The organism is Actinoplanes oryzae (assembly GCF_030757795.1).
GTDB lineage: Bacteria > Actinomycetota > Actinomycetes > Mycobacteriales > Micromonosporaceae > Actinoplanes.
This window is the reverse complement of sequence record NZ_JAUQWH010000004.1, coordinates 1-18,124: the sequence shown is the minus strand read 5'-3', so window position 1 is coordinate 18,124 and position 18,124 is coordinate 1. Positions and strand designations below refer to the sequence as shown.

Genomic DNA, 18,124 nt, shown 5'->3' with positions numbered 1-18,124 from the left:
CCACGCAGGGCGCGACCAGGTTGGCCGGAGGTTTACCATCCGGTGATGCATCCGCCGCCGGGCCGGTACTGAACCAGCTCAGGCCACGGCGGCCGCCTCGATGCGGGTGAGGACCGCGGGCCAGCCGCGGCTCATCCCTGTGAAGGAGCGCTCGTCCGGGAAGCCGGCCTGCGTGAGGAAGAGCCGCGTTCCCGTGCCCTCCGCCTCGAGCCGCCAGGTGATTGTCGTGTCGAGCACGCCTTCGGCGAAGAGGAAGCGCAGCATGCGGCCGGGGTCGACCGCCAGGATCTCGCACTGCTGCTTGCCCCACGAGCCCATGTCCAGCGTGAAGCGGTGCCCCTCGACGGGCTTGATGTCGCCCTCCGCCCACCAGCGGGCGAGCAGCTCCGGTTCGGTGAGGGCCCGCCAGACCGCTGCCGGGGGTCGCGCGATGAACTGGTCCAGCTCGATGTCGCGGGTCACTCGTCCTCCCACTCCAGGTCGGCCAGCGTGCGCAGGCGTGCACGCCAGTAGTGCTCGAACGGCGCGAGCCAGTCCTGGACGCCGGCCAGTGGCGCGGCCGCCAGGTGGTAGTAGCGGTGGCGGCCGCGGGGCTCCTCGCGGACGAGCTCGGCGTGGCGGAGGACGGCGAGGTGCTCGGACACCGCCGGCCTGCTCAGGTCGAACAGGCCGGCAAGCTCGCCTGCCGCGCGGGGGCCGTCGCGGAGGGCGACGAGCAGCTGGCGGCGTACGGGATGAGCGAGCGCTCCGAACACGTCCTCGGCCACGCCTCATAATGCGTCGGAAAAAGCCGACACGTCAAGCGCAGAGGCCGCCGATGATCTCGGCGATCGCCGCCGGCTCGTGGCGCAGGGTGGCGCTGCCGACGCTGAGCTCCACCCGGACGACCCGCGGGTCCCCGGTCGCGAACGGGCGCGGCCACACCCACAGGCCGGTCTCCTCGGCGAGCCGCTTCGCGCCGGCCCGGAAGCGCTCGTCGGTGGTGCTCAGCAGCAGGTGCATCATCGGGGTCTGCGGCGGGCCGGGCACCACGCGCACCTCGGGGACCGCGTCGAGGGCCGCGGCGATCGCCAGGGCGTGCGCCATCCGCTCGGGCATCTCGGCCAGGGCGGCGTCGACGAGGCTCAGGGCGGACGAGGCGTGGGGCCAGAGGGCGTAGAGGGTGCCGCCGAGCCGGGAGCGCCACTCGCGCACCTGGGCGACGTCCTCCTCCGAGCCGGCGACGCCGCAGCCCGGGAGCGCGCCGACGCCCTTGTAGAACGACACGTAGACGGTGTCGAAGAGCGCGGCGATCTCGGCGGGCGGGCGCGCGTAGCCGGCACTCGCCTCCCAGATGCGGGCGCCGTCGAGGTGCACGGCCGCGCCCCGGCCGCGGGCCCACTCGGTCTGCGCGACCAGGTCGTCCCACTCGGGCAGCTGGCCGCCGAGGTCACGCTGGGGGAGCTCGAGCAGCAGCGCGGCGAACGGCTCGGCGGTGCCGGTGAGGTCGTCCAGGGTCAGCAGCCGCTCGGCCGTGCCCACGGCCCGGCCGGTGAGCTGGTGCAACCGCTGGTGCGCCTGGCCCTCGTGCTGCTCCAGATGGGAGTACGGGTGCCAGAGCACCGTGCGGACGCCCCGGCGATCGGCGTGCACCCGCAGCGTCGCGCCCTGCGCCATCGTGCCGCTGGGCAGGAACACGGCGGCAGGCTTGCCGAGCAGCGTCGCGATGTGCCGCTCCAGGGCCGTCACGGCGCCCCCGTCGCCGTACACGTCGTCGCCCGCGTCGGGGTCGATCGTGGCCAGCAGGTCGCGGGGCCGGCCCAGGCCGTTGCCGAGGAAGGTGTCGGTGCAGGCGGCGCGCCGCGCTCGAATCTCGTCATCCACGGCTTCAGTGTGCGCCCGCCGATCTCTCCTCGCGGACGGGCATCAGCAGTGAATATCCCGCCCCGCCGCGCAGCACGAGGGGCTTGATCGGCCCGTCCAGGTGCAGCTCCAGCTGGCCCGGGCCACCCGCGTCGAGCGCCTGCAACAGGAACTCCCTGTTCACCGCCACGTGGCCGGCCGGGTCGGCGGCCCACTCGTCCGCCGTGACCGTCCGGACGGCGCCCTGCTCGTCGACGGCCAGGACCGCCAGCTCGTCGGTCGCTGCCGCGGTGACTGTCGCCCGCAGCGCCGCCGGGTCGACAGCAATCCGGCGCGGGTTTGCCGCCGGCAGCTCGGTGAGGCGCCGATAGTCCGGGAAGTCCACGTCGAGCGGCGTGGCGGACAGCCGCCCGGCGCTGGTCCCGACGTCGAGCGCGCCGGCCACCGTAAGGGTGACGTCGCCGGTCAGCAGCGGGCGCAGTGCGTCGGCGAACGGCAGCGGCGCGACGACCCGCACCGGGGGTCCCGACACCGTGGCGCCGGCCGACGCCACGGCCAGGCGGTAGCGATCGGTCGCCACGAGCGTGATCGTCGCCTCATCGGCCTCCACCAGGACGCCGTTGATCATCGGCAGCTCCGGGTCGGCGCCGGCGGCGAAGCGGACGAAGTCGAGCGCCGCGGCCAACTCCGCGGCCGGCAGCGTGATCGTGGTCATGGTGGACCCTCCCAGCAGCTGGTGCAGCCGGGAGAGCTCGCGCCGGGCGTCGGCGAGCCCGTCCTCCAGCCGGGACAGGTGCTCGTCGAGCAGCGCCCGGACCAGCTCCGGCCGGTCCAGCGCCGCGACCGCCCGCGCGATGCCCGCCACCGGCATCCCGACCCGGCGCAGCCCGGCCACCAGCCGCGCCGCCCGGATCTGGGCGTCGCTGTAACGCCGGTAGCCGGTCGCCGCGTCGACCTCGGCCGGCACGAGCACCCCGGCCCGGTCGTAGAACCGCAGGGCGCTCACGCCCAGCCCGCTCGCCCGGGACACCTCGCCGATCCCCCGCATGCCGCTCTCCACCCCCGTCACCCTGATGCCTCGACCTGGTCGAGAGTCAACGTCCGCACGACCTGATGCCTCGACCTGGTCGGGAGTCAACGTCGCACGACCTGATGCCTCGACCTGGTCGAGAGTCAACCGAGGTCCGTCTCCCTGGCCACGGTGGCCGCCGCCGGGCCGGAGCTCGACCGGCCCCGAGCGCCGGGGCTGTCGGACACGGGATCCTAGAGGAGCAGCCCGATGCCGAGGGCGGCCATGACCACGGCTATCAGGCCGTCCAGCACCCGCCACGCGGCCGGGCGGCGCAGGACCGGGGCGAGCCGCTGCGCGCCCAGGCCGAGCGCGCTGAACCATACGACGCTGGCCGCCGCCGCGCCCGCCCCGAAGGCCCACCGGTCGGGGTGCTGCTGCGCCACCGAGCCGAGCAGCAGCACGGTGTCCAGATAGACGTGCGGGTTGAGGTAGGTCATCGCCAGGCAGGCGAGCAGCGTGGCGCGCAGGGTCGCCGGGCCGCCGGCCGTCGGCGTCAGGGTGCCCGGGGAGATCGCGCGTCTGGCGGCCAGGACGGCGTAACCGATCAGGAAGACGGCCCCGGCCCAGCGGATGACGGTGACCACGACGGGGTGCGCGGTGACCAGCGCGCCCAGCCCGCCGATCCCCGCCGCGATCAGGAGCAGGTCGGAGGCGGCGCAGACCACGACCACGGGCAGCACGTGCTCGCGGCGCAGACCTTGCCGCAGCACGAAGGCGTTCTGCGCGCCGATGGCGATGATCAGCACGGCGGAGGCGGCGAACCCGGCGAGGGCGGAGGTGAGCACCCCTCGACGCTAGGCCGGTTTGCTGGTGTACTCCAATTGAAGATTCTGATGGAACATTAGGAAGTCTTATGGACCAGCTGCAGCTCGCCACTTTCCAGGCCGTGATCGCGGAGGGTAGCTTCGATGCGGCGGCGAAGGTGCTGCACGTGACGCCGCCCGCGGTCAGCCAGCGCATCAAAGCGCTGGAGCAGGCCGTCGGCCAGGTGCTGGTCCGGCGGACCAAGCCGGCCGTTCCCACGGCGGCCGGCGAGACCCTGGTGCGGCTGGCCGGGCAGATCGCGCTGCTGGAGCGGGAGGCGCTCGACGCGGTGCGGGGCAGCACGCGGACGAAGATCGCGGTCTCGGTCAACGCCGACTCGCTGCACTCGTGGTTCCTGCCGGCCCTGGCCACCCTGCCCGACCTGGCGTTCGACCTGCACCAGGAGGACGAGGACTACACCACCGACCTGCTGCGCGCCGGCACGGTGATGGCCGCCGTCACCACCCAGCAGGTCGCCGTCCAGGGCTGCCGGGTCGAGCGGCTCGGCGCGATGCGCTACCTGGGCGTGGCCGCCCCGGAGACCTTCACCGGCTTCGCGACGACCCCGATGGTCCTCTTCAACCGCAAGGACCGGCTGCAGCACCGCTTCCGCGCCGCCGTGACCCACCGCACCCTCGACGACCCGCCGATCCACTACGTCCCCGCGGCGGCCGCCTTCGGCGAGGCCATCCGCATGGGCCTGGGCTGGGGCATGGTGCCCGAGCACCTCGCCGGCGCCGGCATCGCCGTCGGCAGCCTGGTCGAGATCGCCCCCGGCCACCACCTCGACGTCCCCCTGCACTGGCAGTGCTGGCGCATGGAGTCGGCAGCCCTCACCGCCCTGACCAGCGCCGTGCGCACAGCCGCGGCCGCGGCGTTACGCCCCTAGCGAGGCCTCGATGTGGTCGAGCGCGGCGTCGATCGAGGTGACCACGGTGACCTGCGCCAGCGCGGCCTCGCGGACGAACGCCGTGCCCGTGATCTCGCGCAGCCAGGTCCACAGGCCCGAGTAGAAGCCCTCCGGGTCCAGCACCACGATCGGCTTGCGGTGCAGGTCGAGGGTGGCCGTGGTCCAGACCTCGAAGAGTTCGTCGAGCGTGCCCAGGCCGCCCGGCAGGGTGATGAAGGCCTCGGCGCGCTCGATCATCACGTTCTTGCGCTCGCCCATGTCGGCGGTGACCACCAGCTCGTCCGAGGCGGTGTCGGCGACCTCCAGGTCGACCAGCGACTGCGGGATGATGCCGAGGGTGTGCGCGCCGCCGGCCCGGGCGCCGTCGGCGACCGCGCCCATCATGCCGACGCAGCCGCCGCCGGAGACGAGGGAGTGCCCGCGCGGTCCGAGGGCCTTGCCGAGGGCGGTGGCCAGGTCCAGGTGGCTCTGGTCGAGGCGGTTGGAGGAGGCGCAGAAGACGCAGATCGCCGCCACGTCACTCCTTGCCCGCGGCGAGGGCCTTGTCGGCCTCCACGATGTACTGCACGGCTTCCTCGACGTCGTCGGTCAGCATGATCAGCTCCATGTCGTCCGGGCTCACCTTCCCCTCGGCGAGCAGGCGCTGCTTGATCCAGTCGAGCAGGCCACCCCAGTATTCGGTGCCCATGAGGACCACCGGGAAACGGGTCACCTTGCGCGTCTGGACCAGGGTGATCGCCTCGAACAGCTCGTCGAGCGTGCCGAAGCCGCCGGGCAGGACGACGAACGCCTGGGCGTACTTGACGAACATGGTCTTGCGGACGAAGAAGTAGCGGAAGTCGATGCCGATGTCGACCCAGTCGTTGAGGCCCTGCTCGAAGGGGAGCTCGATGCCCAGGCCCACCGACATGCCGCCGGCCTCGGTGGCGCCGCGGTTGGCGGCCTCCATCACGCCGGGCCCGCCGCCGGTGATCACCGCGTAGCCCGCCTCGGCGAGGGCGGCGCCCAGGTCGGCGGCCAGCTCGCACTCGGGGCTGTCGGGCCGGCTGCGCGCCGAGCCGAAGACGCTGACCGCGGGCGGCAGGTCGGCGAGGGTGTCGAAGCCCTCCACGAACTCCGACAGGATGCGCAGCGCCCGCCACGCGTCCTTGGTCTTCCACTCGCCGCGGTGCTCGGAGTCGAGGAGCTTCTCGTCGGCCGTGCTCGGCGGGATCGACTCGCGTCGCAGAGTGACGGCGCCGCGATGACGCTCCTGGGGTACGCGACCGCGACCGTTGTTTCCGTCCGTCATGGCACCCACCGTAGTGCGGACGGTCCGTAACCGGTGAATAACCGGATGGGTTTCGGCAAGAGGATTGCGGCGTCGCGACCTTTTTGCCAGATTGAAGCAACGGACGGTAGCTCTGCTGTCTCCGTCCGTTTATCAACTTCTCCTCCCGCACGGAGCCGCCCGTGACGACCCGCTATGAGCGCATGAAGATCCAGCGCCGCATGCAGCGGCGCATCCGCCTGGTGGTGGAGGAGCGCCGCATCGCGCTGGCCCAGCAGGGCCGTCCCGCGGAGGCGGCCGCCGACCCCGACGACGGGGAGCCCGTCAGTACGCGGTGAGCCACCTGTGCAGGGTCGCGGCCCCGTCGCGGATCCTGCCGATCTCCACGTGCTCGTCGGGGGAGTGGGCGAGCCGGGGATCGCCCGGCCCGTAGTTGAGCGCCGGGATGCCCATCGCGGCGAACCGGGCCACGTCCGTCCAGCCCAGCTTGGCCTCGGGCTGCTCGCCCACCGCGGTGAGGAAGTCGCGGGCCGGCGCCGCGCCCAGCTGCGGCAGCGCGCCCGGCGCCGAGTCGGTCACGTCCAGGTCGAAGCCGCTGAACACCTCGTGCAGGTGCGCCAGGGCGTCCTGCTCGGAGCGGTCGGGCGCGAAGCGCAGGTTGATGTCGATCGAGCACTCGTCCGGCACGACGTTGCCGGCCACGCCGCCCGAGATGCCGACGGCGTTGAGCCCCTCACGGTACGTACATCCGTCGATAGTGACTGTCCGCGGCCGGTAGTCGTCCAGGCGGCGCAGCGCCTCGCCCGCCGCGTGGATGGCGTTGACCCCGCGCCAGGACCGGGCGGTGTGCGCCCGCTTGCCATGGGTACGGATCGTCGCGCTCATGAAGCCCTGACAGCCCGCCTCCACCACCCCGTACGTCGGCTCGAGCAGCACCGCGAAGTCCGCGCGCAACCACTCGGGGCGCGCCTCCGCGACCAGGCCCAGCCCGTTGTAGCGGCTCTCGATCTCCTCGGCCTCGTAGAAGAGGTAGGTCAGGTCGTACCGGGGATCCGGCAGGGTGGCCGCCAGGTGCAGCGCCAGGGCGACGCCGGACTTCATGTCGGCCGTCCCACAGCCGAAGATCAGGTCGTCCACGACCGTCGACGGGAAGTTGCCGTTGATCGGCACGGTGTCCAGATGCCCGGCGAGCACGACGCGTTGCTCGCGGCCGAGGTCCGTGCGCGCCATCACGGTGTTGCCGTGCCGCTCGGTGTTCAGGTGCGGCGCCTGCCGCAGGACGTCCTCGACGCAGTCGGCGATGACCTTCTCGTCGCGGGACACGGACTCGATGTCGACGAGGGTGCGGGTGAGCACCACCGGGTCGACAAGCACGTCCGGAGTCAGCGGGTTCGCCATGAGCCGCACATTACAGTCCGAACATGAACCCGAAACGGAACCCGGCGGGGACCGCCTAGTAGGGTTGACCTGTGACCACCGCGATCTCGACCTCGCCCGCGTGGGGCATCGGCCTCGCCACCGTGACCTCGGACGGGACGGTGCTCGACACCTGGTACCCGTCCGGCTTCCTCGGCCTCGGGGAGTTCCCCGCCGAGCCGCCGGCGCTGCCCGCCGGGCTCACCGGCCCCAAGGCCCTGTCCGGGCTCTCGACCGTCGAGGTGCGCACCGAGATTGCGTCGCTGGCCGACCCGATCAAGGACTCCGCGGATGCGTACCTGCGGCTGCACCTGCTCTCCCACCGCCTGGTCAAGCCGAACGAGCAGAACCTCGACGGCATCTTCGGCGCGCTGGCCAACGTGGCCTGGACCTCGGCCGGCCCGTGTCCGCCCGACCGCGTCGACGAGCTGCGCCTGATCGAGCGCGCCGCGGGCCGCCACCTGGCCGTCCACGGCGTCGACAAGTTCCCGCGCATGACCGACTATGTCGTGCCCTCCGGCGTGCGCATCGCCGACGCCGACCGGGTCCGCCTCGGCGCCCACCTGGCCGCCGGCACCACGGTCATGCACGAGGGCTTCACCAACTTCAACGCCGGCACGCTCGGCACGTCGATGGTCGAGGGCCGCATCGTCCAGGGTGTCGTCGTCGGCGACGGCTCCGACGTGGGCGCGGGCTCCTCGATCATGGGCACGCTCTCCGGCGGCGGCAAGGACAAGGTGCGCATCGGCGAGCGCAGCCTGCTCGGGGCCAACGCCGGCATCGGCATCTCGCTCGGCGACGACTGCGTGGTCGAGGCCGGCTGCTACATCACGGCCGGCTCGAAGATCACGCTCCCGGACGGCCGGGTGGTCAAGGCCCGCGAGCTGTCCGGGGTGAACGGCCTGCTCTTCTGGCGCAACTCGGTGACCGGCGCGCTGGAGGCCAAGCCCCGCCAGGGCCAGGGCATCACCCTCAACAGCGAGCTGCACGCTAACTGAGCAGCGCATCGCCGCGTTCCGTCGTGGCATAGAGCACTGCTTTCCCGGTACGGGTCCGGCTGATCAGCCCGGCCCCGGCGAGCACCTTCAGATGTCCCGCGACGCCGCCCAGGCTCATCCCGAGCCGGGCGGCGAGCTGGCTCGTGGTCGTCGGCACGGTGAGCGCCCGCAGCACCGCGGCCCGCCCCGGCCCGAGCAGGGGCGCCAGCCGCGGGTCCGCCGCCGGGGCGGTGCCCAGGACGTCGGCGACTCCCCGGGCCCGGTAGGCGATCGTGACCGGCCGCTCGGGGTCCGTGCTGATCGCCAGGTTCCCGAAGACCGTCGGCACGAGCGTGAGACCCCGGTCACCGGAGTGGTACCGGCCGGTGCTCTGCCTGATCTCGATGGTGCTCTCCTCCGGCAGCCAGCGCAGCCGCGGGTGCAGGCCGTCGAGCCCGGCGGCCCAGCCGTAGGCGGCGATCCGTCCGGCCCGGTGCATGATGTCCCGCTCCAGCACCGCCCGCAGCCGCGGCCACTGCGGCTCGACGAACGCCGTCCACGCCGCCTGCAGGGCGTCGGCGAGCCGGTCGACGACGTCGTCCGCGGCGAGGATCCGCCGGGCGTACTCGGGCGGGGTCCTGTGCCCGCGCAGGTTGCGCGCCAGCTCGGCCCGGGCACGCGCGAGCGGCGTCGCCCGCAGGGCGGCCAGCTCCTCGGCGAACTCCCGGCGCGGCCCGAGCGGCGGCGGGTGCAGGAAGTCGGCGTTCTCCGCGCGGCGCTGCAGGCTGATCAGTGCCCCGACCGCCGGCTCGGCGCGGCGCAGCTCGGCCAGCCGGGGCCGCGTGCGCACCACCCAGTCGTGCAGCGCCCCGGCCGGCAGCGACCCGGTGAGCAGGAACAGCGCGCCCTCCACCTCGAACAGCGGAGAGATCGCGTAGCGGCACCCCGCGACGTCCGCGGGCGAGACCTGGATCAGCACGTTTCGCTCACCACCGAAACCTTAGCCCCGGTACGCCGCCCGCTGTGATCGTGAGCCCATGAGCACCGCAGCCCCGCCCCGCGCCCGCTACTCGGACGTGTTCGCCGTGCCCGCGTTCCGAGCGGTCCTCGGCGGCTTCTCCCTGATGCTGATCAGCGACACGGTCAAGATGCTGGCGCTGTCCGTGCTCGTCTACGCGAGCACCGGCTCCCCGCTGCTGGCCGCCGTCGCGTACGTGTCGGGCTTCCTCCCGCAGGCCCTCGGCGGAACGTTCCTCCTCGCCCTCGCCGACCGCTGGCGCCCCCGCAGGCTCATGGCCGGCTACGACGTGGCCCGGGCGGCCGTGGTGATCGTCCTCGCCCTCGGCGTGCTGCCCCCGGCCACCGCGATGCTGCTGGTCTTCGCGGCGGGCGTCTTCGCCCCGGTCGCCCAGGCCGCCCGCGCCGCCCTCACCGCCGACCTGCTCACCGGCGACGCGTACGTGCTGGGCCGCTCCCTCTTCACCGTCATCTCCGGCGCCATGCAGGTCGTCGGCGCGGCCGTCGGCGGCCTGCTGATCACGGCGACCGGCCCGTACGGCGCGCTGTGGGCCGCCGCGGCCGCCTGCCTCGGCTCCGCGCTCCTGTCACGCTGGGGCCTGCCCGACCTCGCGCCCCGGACGACGGCCGCGCACGGCACCGTCAAGGCGACCTGGCAGGTCAACAAGGCCCTGCTCCGCACGCCCACGATCCGCCGCCTCCTGCTCGCCCAGTGGCTGCCGTCCTCGCTGGCCGTCGGCGCCGAGGGCGTCGTGGTCCCGTACACGGCGTCGCTCGGCCGCGAATCCGCCGCCGGCCTGCTCCTCGCCGCGGCGGCCGGCGGCATGCTGCTCGGCGACCTGGTCATCGCCCGATTCGTCGCACCCGCGTGGCGCGAGCGGCTGACGCCCTGGCTCGCTGTGCTGCTGGGCGCGCCGCTGATCGCGTACGCGGGAAACCCGGGCCTGACCCTCGCGGCGGCCGTGCTGACGGTGGCAACCTTCGGCTCGGCCTACCAGCTGGGGCTGGCGCGGCGCTTCCTCGAAGCCGTCCCGGACGACCGCCGAGGCCAAGCCTTCGGCCTGGCCACCACGGGCATCATGGTCGCCCAGGGCCTGGCCGTCGCCGCAGCCGGCGCCCTGGCCGAACTCGTCCCGCCCGGAATGGCCATCGCCACGGCGGGCGCCTGCTCGGCAATCGCCGCCCTCGCCCTGCACCGCACCCTGCGTCCTGTGCATTGACCATGCCCCCGCATGGGGAACCGCGTTGCGCTCGGCTTCCGGCAGGCCACAGCACCGAACGGCTACAGAGCGCCGACTCGTTGAAGGTGGTCATAGGCGACACTGACGTGGGCGTCGGTGAAGATGCGACCCTTGCGTTTCGTCCATCCGCGTACACGCTCGGCGGCGTCGTCGGTGGCCCGGTCGTGATGGACCACCCAATGAGTGCTGGCCAGCAACTCGAGGCCGTACGGTCCTTCGAAGCCCGCCACCTGCTCAAGCACTTTGTGAACGAGAGCTTGTTCGGCCGGCCCTCGTTCGCTTTCCTGATAGTTCGCCAGCTCCGTGCGTGCGCGCTCGGTCGGTGCGATGGGTTCCAGGGAAAGGACGGCGGCCGAGCCGTCGCCATGGCCCATGAGCAGCGATCCCTCCATCTCCTGGATGAGGTGCCGCACCCTTTCGCTGTAGGGGCCGTACCGGCCCGGCGTGAAGGACAGCCGCAGCGCGGGCTCGATCTCGTTGGCGAAGTACATCAATTTCTGGATCTCCAGGTGGGATGCACCCGCCTGGTCCTCCCACGGTTCAGCGGCTGCGCGTCGAGTGACATAGGACTGCAGCAGGTCGATGAGGACCGCCCGGCCCCAGGTCATGCGAATGTCCGGCCGGCCCTCGATCGGACGCGGTCCCGTGGCCGGGGCGAACAGCTGAACATCGACATCGGGCAGGGCGCCGAGGTGTCTTTCGATGAGGGCAGCCACGTCCGGCCAGTGCAGCCCCCCGTTACCGGCACCGAGCGGAGGAATGGCGATGGACGTTATGCCGAGCTCCCGGATCGTCCGCACCAGATCCGTCAGGCCCTGGTCGATATATTCCAGCCGGGACGGCGAGCGCCAGTGTTTCTTGGTCGGGAAGTTGATGACATAGCGGGGGCCGTGCAGTTCATCGGTGACAACCACGTGCATATGTCCCGTGCGGACATCGCCGTTGCGGCAGGCCTGCTCGTATTTGCGGAACACCCCGGGATAGCGGCGCTTGAATTGCAGAGCCAGTCCCTTGCCCATGACGCCGACGCAGTTCACCGTGTTGACCAGGGCTTCCACGTCCGCCGCCAGGAGGTCGCCCTCTGCGGAATTGATCACTTGTCGCTCACCTCCCTCAGCTGTAGAAGAGTGCGTCCGTGGCGCTGTAGCGCCTGGTGGGAATCCCGTCGCCCAGGATAACCCTGGCATGGGCAAGGTTCTCCTCGTGCCGGGTCACCACGAGGGAGATCAGGGCGAGCGGCACACTGCCGAGCACGAGGAACTCCGCCGCGCGCCGGCTCGGCCGGAAGGCATCGTCGGACGTCCTGCGCCAGACCCGCCGGCAGAGCAGATCGAAGTCCACGAAGTCGCCGATGTGCTCCGGATCGCGACTGAACTCGGCGAGCGGGGACGATGCGTTCGCATTGCTGAAGCACCAGGTGAAACCCGCGTCCATCACGTCGCCTACCGCACATCCCAGAAATACCAGCTCTCGCTGCGGCGCACGATATTCTTCCGGACCCGGAGACGTCACCTTGAAAAGCATCGGCGATTTTGCGGCAAGATAGAACGGGACGTGCTCGCGCACGGTGCTCGGCGGGTATTCCGCATCGGGCTGGACGGAGAAGACGCGACGCTCCTTGACCGCACGGTCGGCCACGCTGCGCTGGGGAGTCACCAGCGCGGAGGGCAGCAGGTGGCCGGTGTCCCGAAGCTGGACAAGGTTGTCGCGGTGGATGAAGTGCCAGGCGATCCAGTCCCGGACGTTGTCGCGGCGGGGCAGGTCGGCCCCGCGCGCGACGAAGCCTGACTCCGCATGAAAGCCCAAGGATGCCTCCTCCTCTCCGCTCCCACGTCGGATCCAGGGTCCGGTGCGGTGGCGCCGAACCAAGCCGTGGCCCGTCACCCTATGCCGGGGGTCCGACAATTCTCCGCGTGTACGGTCGCGGGTTCATGGCGGCCGGGCCTTGGTGGGAGTTGTCGTAGGGGCGTGGTCTCATTGGTGCCGTGACCTCGACCCCTGCTGCCGTGCGGCGGCCTGCGTACCGGCTTGTGCGCCGCAGTGCGCCGGCTGCCGATGTGCTGCGCGCGGACGAGTTGCAGCGGCATGTGATCGAGCACACGGAGGGGCCGCTGCTCGTCGTCGGGGGGCCGGGGACGGGGAAGACGACGACGCTTGTGGAGGCGGTCGCCGCGCGGGTGGCGTCCGGGGTGGATCCCGAGCGGATCCTGGTGCTGACGTTCGGGCGGCGCGGGGCGGCCGCGCTGCGGGACAGGATCGAGGCGCGGCTCAGCGGGGCGGCGTTCCACGAGCCTCTGGTGCGGACCTTCCATGCGTACGCCTTCGGGCTGTTGCGCCGGGCCGCGGCCGAGCGGGGTGAGCCGTCGCCGCGGCTGCTGACCGGGCCCGAGCAGGACCTGATCATCCGGGAGCTGCTGGAGGTGGTCGGCGACGACGAGGCCGCCGACACCGTGGGGTGGCCCGACGCGCTGCGGCCGGCGCTGCCCACCCGGGCCTTCGCCCAGCAGCTGCGCGACCTGATGCAGCGGGCCGCCGAGCGTGGTGTCACGCCGGTCGAGCTGGCGCGGCTCGGCGAGCGGCTGGGGCGTGACGACTGGCCGGCGGCGGCCCGGTTCCTCCGGGAGTATGTCGCGGTGCTCGCGCTGCGGGACGTGACGACGCGGGGCTCGGCCGCCTACGACCCGGCGGAGCTGGTCCGGGCCGCGGCGGGCCTGCTGGCCGACGACCCGGCGCTGCTGGAGGCGGAGCGGCGGCGGCTCGAGCACATCTACGTGGACGAGCTGGCCGACACCGACCCGGCGCAGATCGAGCTGCTCGGCCTGGTGGCGGGCGGCGGCAAGGCGCTGGTGGCGTTCGGCGACCCGGACTCGTCGATCTTCGGCTTCCGGGGCGCGGACCCGGAGGCGGTGGACGGGTTCCCGGCGCGGTTCCGGACGGCGTCGGGGGCGGTGGCCGAGACGGTGACGTTGCACACGAGCTATCGGGCGGTGCCGGCGCTGCTGGAGTCGACGAGCCGGGTGGCGCGGCGGATGCGCGGGCGGATGCGGCACCGGCCGTTGCACGCGCCCCCGCCGCCGCCCTCGGCCGACGCCGCTGCGGGTGGCACCTCCGGCGCGGCTCCGGATGCGCTCTCCGATGCGGCCCCAGCCGTGACCTCTGACACGGCGCCGGATGCGCTCTCTGAGGGCGTAACCTCCGACACGGCGCCGGGCGTCACCTCCGGCGCGGCTCCGGGCGCGGGTTCCGGCGCGGCGCCGCCTGCGGGCGCGGCGATTCCGGCGCCCCGCGAGTCCGGCGATTCGTCCGCATCCGGCGATTCGTCCACTCGGGAGGGCGTCGGCGAGGCGGCGGGATCGGGGTCCAGCGAGCCGGGTTCCGAGGCCGCGGGTGCGTCGGCTGCGGCGCCGGGAGGCTGGGGCGGCGAGGCGCGGGCGACCGTGCGGACGTTCCGGTCGTCGACGAGTGAGACTGCGTACATTGCTCATGCCCTGCGGGAGGCTCATCTCCTGCACGGCGTGCCGTGGTCGCGGATGGCCGTGCTGCTGCGGTCGACCAGCCTCCAGCTGCCCTCGCTGCAGCGGGGTCTCGCCGCGGCGGGCGTGCCGACCGTGACGCACGCCGAGGACCTGCCGTTGCACCTGCAGCCGGCCGTGGCTCCCTTCCTGCTGCTGCTGCGGTGCGCGCTCGACCCCGAGGTGCTCGACGAGGAGGCCGCCGTCGCATTGCTGCACTCGCCGCTGGGCGGGGCCGATCCGCTGGCCGAGCGGCGGCTGCGGCAGGGGCTGCGCGCGCTGGCCCTGGCGGCGGGCGACCGGCGGCCGTCGGGGGAGCTGCTGGTCGATGCCGTACGCGACCCGGCCGGCCTGGACATGGTCGAGCGGCGCTGGGCCCTGCCCGCGCAGAACGTGTCGCGGCTCATCGAGACGGCGCGCCAGGCCGCGGCGGTCGCCGGGGCGACTGCCGAGCACGTGCTGTGGGAGGTCTGGCGGGCCAGCGGGCTGGCCGAGAAGTGGTACGCCCTGAGCACCCGCGGCGCCCCGGTCGAGCCCGGCGGCGAGGGCGGTCGCGCGCGTCAGTGGCGGGCCGAGGCGGCCGATCGGGATCTCGACGCGATGGTGGTGCTCTTCGACGCGGCCGCGCGGTTCGTGGACCGGCTGCCGGGCGCGCGCACCGAGGTCTTCCTCGACCATGTGCTCGGGCAGGAGCTGCCCGCGGACTCGATCGCGCCCAGCGCCGACCGCGGCGAGGCCGTGCGCCTGCTGACCGCGCACGCCGCCAAGGGCCTCGAGTGGGATGTCGTGGTGCTCGCCGGAGTGCAGGAGGGCATCTGGCCCGACCTGCGGTTGCGGGGCAGCCTGCTCGGCTCGGAGCGCCTGGTCGACTTTCTCGCCGGGCGGCCCGCGGCCGGTCCGGCGGCCGTGGTGGGGCAGACGTCGGCGCTGCTGGACGAGGAGCGGCGACTGTTCTATGTGGCGACGACCCGGGCGCGGCGGCAGCTGCTCGTGACGGCGGTCGCGTCGGCCGGGGTGGGCGGCGCCGACGGGGAGGAGCAGCCGAGCCGCTTCCTGACCGAGCTGGCCCTGCCCGTGCGCCGCGACGACCCGCCGCCGGAGGACCCGGGCGGTCCGGGCGATACGCCCCCGAGTGGCCCGGGCGATACGCCGCCGCGCGGCCCGAGCGGTGCCGGGGACCCGTCGCCGGGCGGCCCGGACGACGACGGCGATCCCGGCCCGGCCGAGCCGTACCCCGACTACGACCCGGACGAGCCCGCCCCCGACCTGGTCCCGGACGAGTCCGCCGCCAGCGGTCCCCAGGAGGACGGCTCCACGGCGTCAGGGCCGGAATCGGGCGAGGAGTTCGAGGTGCCGGTCGGGCGGCCGCCCCGGGCGCTGACGTTGTCGGCTCTCGTCGCGGAGTTGCGTACCGTCGTGGTGTCGGCGGGGGAGACGCCCGCCCGGCGGCATGCCGCGGCAGTGCAGCTTGCCGAGCTGGCCAAGGCGGGCGTGCCCGGCGCGCACCCGGACGAGTGGTGGGGGCTGCGGCCGCTCTCCGACGACCGGCCGCTGGTGGATGCGGGTCAGCCGGTCAAGGTGACGCCGTCCGCGATGGAGAGTGCGATGCGGTGCAGCCTGCGCTGGCTGCTCGAACGTCACGGCGGCGCCGCTCCCGCCGGTCCCGCGCAGGGCGTCGGCAACCTCGTGCATGCTGCCGCGATGCTGGCCGAGGACGCGAACGCCGACCGGGAGCGCCTGGTCGAGTATGTCGCCGCCCGCTTCGAGGAGATCGAGCTGGCGGCGCGGTGGCTGGCCGGCCCCGAGCAGGAGCGCGCGCAGGGCATGGTGGACAAGCTGCTGCGCTGGCTCGCCAAGAACCCGCGGCGGCTGCTCGCGATCGAGCACGAGTTCACCGTACGGCTGGACGGCCCCGACCGCCCGATCCAGCTCACCGGCCGGGTGGACCGGCTCGAGGTGGACGAGCGGGGCCGGCTGGTCGTGATCGACCTCAAGACGGGCCGCACCACGACGGTGTCCGGCGCGGATCTCGAGGAGCACGCGCAGCTCGCGGGCTACCAGGCGGCCGTGGACGCGGGGGCGTTCGACGGGCTGGAGAAGGGCGCGGCCAGCGGCGGCGCGGCGCTGGTGCAGCTCGGGCCGGGCAAGGAGGCGCGCGAGCAGATGCAGCTGCCGCTGGCCGACTCCGAGGACCCCGCCTGGGCGTACGCGATGGTCCGCCGCACCGCCGACACGATGGCCGCCGCGACGTTCTCGGCGGTCGCCAACTCGAAATGCCGGGTCTGTCCCGTACGCAGCAGTTGCCCGATCAGTGGCCATGGCCGCCAGGTAGTGGAGCCGTGACGCAGCCCTCCCTCTTCCCCGACGCCGCTCCCCGCCCGCGCCGCCGCGCCGACGCCGGGCCCCGCTACACCCCGGTGGAGCTGGCCAGACTTCTGCGCCTGCACGCGCCCACGCCGGAGCAGGCCGCGATCATCTCGGCGCCCGTCGAGCCGGTGCTCGTCGTCGCGGGCGCCGGCTCCGGCAAGACGGAGACGATGGCCTCCCGGGTGGTCTGGCTGGTCGCCAACGGCTACGCCCATCCCGACGAGATCCTCGGCCTCACCTTCACCCGCAAGGCCGCCGGCGAGCTCGCGCACCGCGTCCGGGTCCGGCTGGGTCAGCTGGTACGCCGCCTCGGGCGCCAGGACGCGCTGGCCGGCGAGCCGACCGTGGCGACCTACCACTCGTACGCGGCCCGCGTCGTCACCGAGCACGGCCTGCGCGCCGGTTACGAGCCGTCCGCCCGGCTGCTCACCGAGGCGGCGCGGTGGCAGATCGTCGACTCGCTCGTCCGCTCGTACACGGGGGAGATGACCGGGCTGAACCGCGCCCCCGGCACCGTGACCGACGACGTCCTCGCGCTCTCCGGCGAGCTGGCCGAGCACCTGGTCACCCCGGACGACCTGGCCGCCTGGACCGGCCGCTTCTTCGCCGACGTGCAGTCGCTGCCCGGCCGCGTCTACAAGGACGTCGCCGACATGCTGGGCCGCCAGCGGCACCGGCTCACGCTGCTGCCCCTGGTCAGGAAGTACGAGCAGCGCAAGCTCGACCTCGAAGCCATGGATTTCGGCGACCAGATGGCCCGGGCGGCGCTCGTGGCCCGCGACCACCCCGAGGTCGGCGCGATCGAGCGCGGCCGGTTCAAGATCGTGCTCCTCGACGAGTACCAGGACACCAGCCACGCCCAGGTCGTCCTCCTCAACGCCCTCTTCGGCGGCGGCCACCCGGTGACGGCGGTCGGCGACCCCTGCCAGTCGATCTACGGCTGGCGGGGCGCCTCGGCGGGCACGCTGGACCGGTTCCCGGCCGAGTTCACGGGCCCCGGCGGCCGCGAGGCCTGGGTGCTGTCGCTGACCCGGAGCTGGCGCAACCGCCCCGAGATCCTTCAGGTCGCCAACACCCTGTCCCGCCCGCTGCGCGCCGCCGGCGCCCGGGTCGCCGAACTCATCCCGGCCCAGCGCGTCGCCGACCAGGTCGGCCGCCGCACGGTCGCGTGCGCGCTGCTGGAGACGTACGCGGACGAGGCCTCCTGGATCGCCGACAGCATGCTGGCCGCCTGGCGCACCGCCGCCCGCCTCCCCGCCGCGCTGCCCGGCGACATCCCCGTCGACCAGCGCCCGACCAGCGCGGTCCTGGTCCGGGTCCGCAGCCAGATCCCCGCCATCGAGGAGGCCCTGCGCGCCCGCGGCCTCCCGGTCGAGGTGGTCGGCCTGGGCGGTCTGCTCGACACCCCGGAGGTACGCGATGTGGTCTGCACCATGCGAGTCCTCGCCGACCCCACCGACGGCGCCTCCCTCCTCCGCCTCCTGACCGGCGCCCGCTGGCGCATCGGCCCCCGCGACCTGGTCGCCCTGCACCGCCGTTCGCGCGCGATCGCCGCAGCCCGAGCGGCGGCAAGTGGCCTCTCGTCGCCGCCCGATGAGAGCTTGTCCGGGGGCGCCGCCGCTGGGAGCGCCGGGTCGCCGGCGCGGTCGGCCCCACCAAGGTTGGTCTGCACGTAGTACGCCCCGCTGGCGATGGC

At 73.4% G+C, this 18,124-nt stretch carries 16 protein-coding genes and 1 pseudogene; 6 read left to right on the top strand and 11 right to left on the bottom strand.

The window, feature by feature from the left end:
* Positions 1–78 precede the first annotated feature (78 nt).
* The 5 genes from RBH18_RS02590 to RBH18_RS02570 all read right to left on the bottom strand — a co-directional run bounded on the left by RBH18_RS02590 (position 79) and on the right by RBH18_RS02570 (position 3,699).
* On the bottom strand, positions 79–462 hold the full coding sequence (locus tag RBH18_RS02590; RefSeq protein ID WP_306204203.1) for an SRPBCC family protein: 384 nt from the start codon (positions 460–462) through the stop codon (positions 79–81).
* Positions 459–767: an ArsR/SmtB family transcription factor gene (locus RBH18_RS02585; RefSeq protein ID WP_306204202.1), complete on the bottom strand. Its 309-nt coding sequence runs from the start codon at positions 765–767 to the stop codon at positions 459–461. The genes RBH18_RS02590 and RBH18_RS02585 overlap by 4 nt, the downstream gene beginning before the upstream one ends.
* A 31-nt stretch (positions 768–798) precedes the next feature.
* Positions 799–1,863: a threonine aldolase family protein gene (locus RBH18_RS02580; RefSeq protein WP_306204201.1), complete on the bottom strand. Its 1,065-nt coding sequence runs from the start codon at positions 1,861–1,863 to the stop codon at positions 799–801.
* Positions 1,864–1,867: 4 nt separating this feature from the next.
* Entirely contained in the window at positions 1,868–2,890 is a 1,023-nt protein-coding gene (locus RBH18_RS02575; RefSeq protein ID WP_306204329.1) for a DNA polymerase III subunit beta family protein, read from the bottom strand.
* A 215-nt stretch (positions 2,891–3,105) separates the two neighbouring features.
* Positions 3,106–3,699: a LysE/ArgO family amino acid transporter gene (locus RBH18_RS02570; RefSeq protein WP_306204200.1), complete on the bottom strand. Its 594-nt coding sequence runs from the start codon at positions 3,697–3,699 to the stop codon at positions 3,106–3,108.
* Positions 3,700–3,767: 68 nt separating this feature from the next.
* Between RBH18_RS02570 and RBH18_RS02565 the strand changes: the two genes are divergently transcribed.
* The gene (locus tag RBH18_RS02565; RefSeq protein WP_306204199.1) at positions 3,768–4,607 is read left to right on the top strand and encodes a LysR family transcriptional regulator ArgP; all 840 of its coding nucleotides are present in this window, start codon (positions 3,768–3,770) and stop codon (positions 4,605–4,607) included.
* On the opposite strand, the gene RBH18_RS02560 is transcribed toward RBH18_RS02565, so the two are convergent.
* Positions 4,596–5,144, bottom strand: coding sequence for an LOG family protein (locus tag RBH18_RS02560; RefSeq protein ID WP_306204198.1), 549 nt, complete (start codon positions 5,142–5,144; stop codon positions 4,596–4,598). The genes RBH18_RS02565 and RBH18_RS02560 overlap by 12 nt on opposite strands.
* 1 nt (position 5,145) lies before the next feature.
* On the bottom strand, positions 5,146–5,919 hold the full coding sequence (locus RBH18_RS02555; RefSeq protein WP_306204197.1) for an LOG family protein: 774 nt from the start codon (positions 5,917–5,919) through the stop codon (positions 5,146–5,148).
* Positions 5,920–6,080: 161 nt separating this feature from the next.
* On the opposite strand from RBH18_RS02555, the gene RBH18_RS02550 reads away from it, so the two are divergent.
* The gene (locus RBH18_RS02550; protein WP_306204196.1) at positions 6,081–6,236 is read left to right on the top strand and encodes a hypothetical protein; all 156 of its coding nucleotides are present in this window, start codon (positions 6,081–6,083) and stop codon (positions 6,234–6,236) included.
* Here the strand turns inward: RBH18_RS02550 and dapE are convergent.
* Positions 6,223–7,296, bottom strand: a complete 1,074-nt coding sequence (dapE, locus tag RBH18_RS02545; RefSeq protein ID WP_306204195.1) for a succinyl-diaminopimelate desuccinylase — start codon at positions 7,294–7,296, stop codon at positions 6,223–6,225. The genes RBH18_RS02550 and dapE overlap by 14 nt on opposite strands.
* Positions 7,297–7,367: 71 nt before the next feature.
* On the opposite strand from dapE, the gene dapD reads away from it, so the two are divergent.
* Positions 7,368–8,312 (top strand): 2,3,4,5-tetrahydropyridine-2,6-dicarboxylate N-succinyltransferase, encoded by a 945-nt coding sequence (gene dapD, locus RBH18_RS02540; protein ID WP_306204194.1) that lies wholly within the window; start codon positions 7,368–7,370, stop codon positions 8,310–8,312.
* Here dapD and RBH18_RS02535 read toward each other — a convergent pair.
* On the bottom strand, positions 8,305–9,270 hold the full coding sequence (locus tag RBH18_RS02535) for a DUF5937 family protein (protein WP_306204193.1): 966 nt from the start codon (positions 9,268–9,270) through the stop codon (positions 8,305–8,307). The genes dapD and RBH18_RS02535 overlap by 8 nt on opposite strands.
* 58 nt (positions 9,271–9,328) lie before the next feature.
* Here RBH18_RS02535 and RBH18_RS02530 point away from each other — a divergent pair, with 58 nt between their 5' ends.
* Positions 9,329–10,528 (top strand): MFS transporter, encoded by a 1,200-nt coding sequence (locus tag RBH18_RS02530; RefSeq protein WP_306204191.1) that lies wholly within the window; start codon positions 9,329–9,331, stop codon positions 10,526–10,528.
* Between the two features lie 62 nt (positions 10,529–10,590).
* Here the strand turns inward: RBH18_RS02530 and darG are convergent, their stop codons facing one another.
* Both darG and RBH18_RS02520 read right to left on the bottom strand, forming a co-directional pair.
* Entirely contained in the window at positions 10,591–11,646 is a 1,056-nt protein-coding gene (gene darG, locus RBH18_RS02525) for a type II toxin-antitoxin system antitoxin DNA ADP-ribosyl glycohydrolase DarG (RefSeq protein WP_306204190.1), read from the bottom strand.
* 16 nt (positions 11,647–11,662) lie between these two features.
* Positions 11,663–12,355, bottom strand: a complete 693-nt coding sequence (locus RBH18_RS02520) for a DUF4433 domain-containing protein (RefSeq protein ID WP_306204189.1) — start codon at positions 12,353–12,355, stop codon at positions 11,663–11,665.
* A gap of 224 nt (positions 12,356–12,579) precedes the next feature.
* On the opposite strand from RBH18_RS02520, the gene RBH18_RS02515 reads away from it, so the two are divergent.
* Both RBH18_RS02515 and RBH18_RS02510 read left to right on the top strand, forming a co-directional pair.
* Positions 12,580–16,404 carry an ATP-dependent helicase gene (locus RBH18_RS02515; RefSeq protein ID WP_306204328.1) on the top strand — a complete coding sequence of 1,275 codons (3,825 nt, stop codon included), beginning with the start codon at positions 12,580–12,582 and terminating at the stop codon, positions 16,402–16,404.
* Positions 16,401–18,080: pseudogene (locus RBH18_RS02510) on the top strand (ATP-dependent helicase); the annotation flags it as partial. The gene RBH18_RS02515 and the pseudogene RBH18_RS02510, both read left to right, overlap by 4 nt.
* Positions 18,081–18,124: the final 44 nt, after the last annotated feature.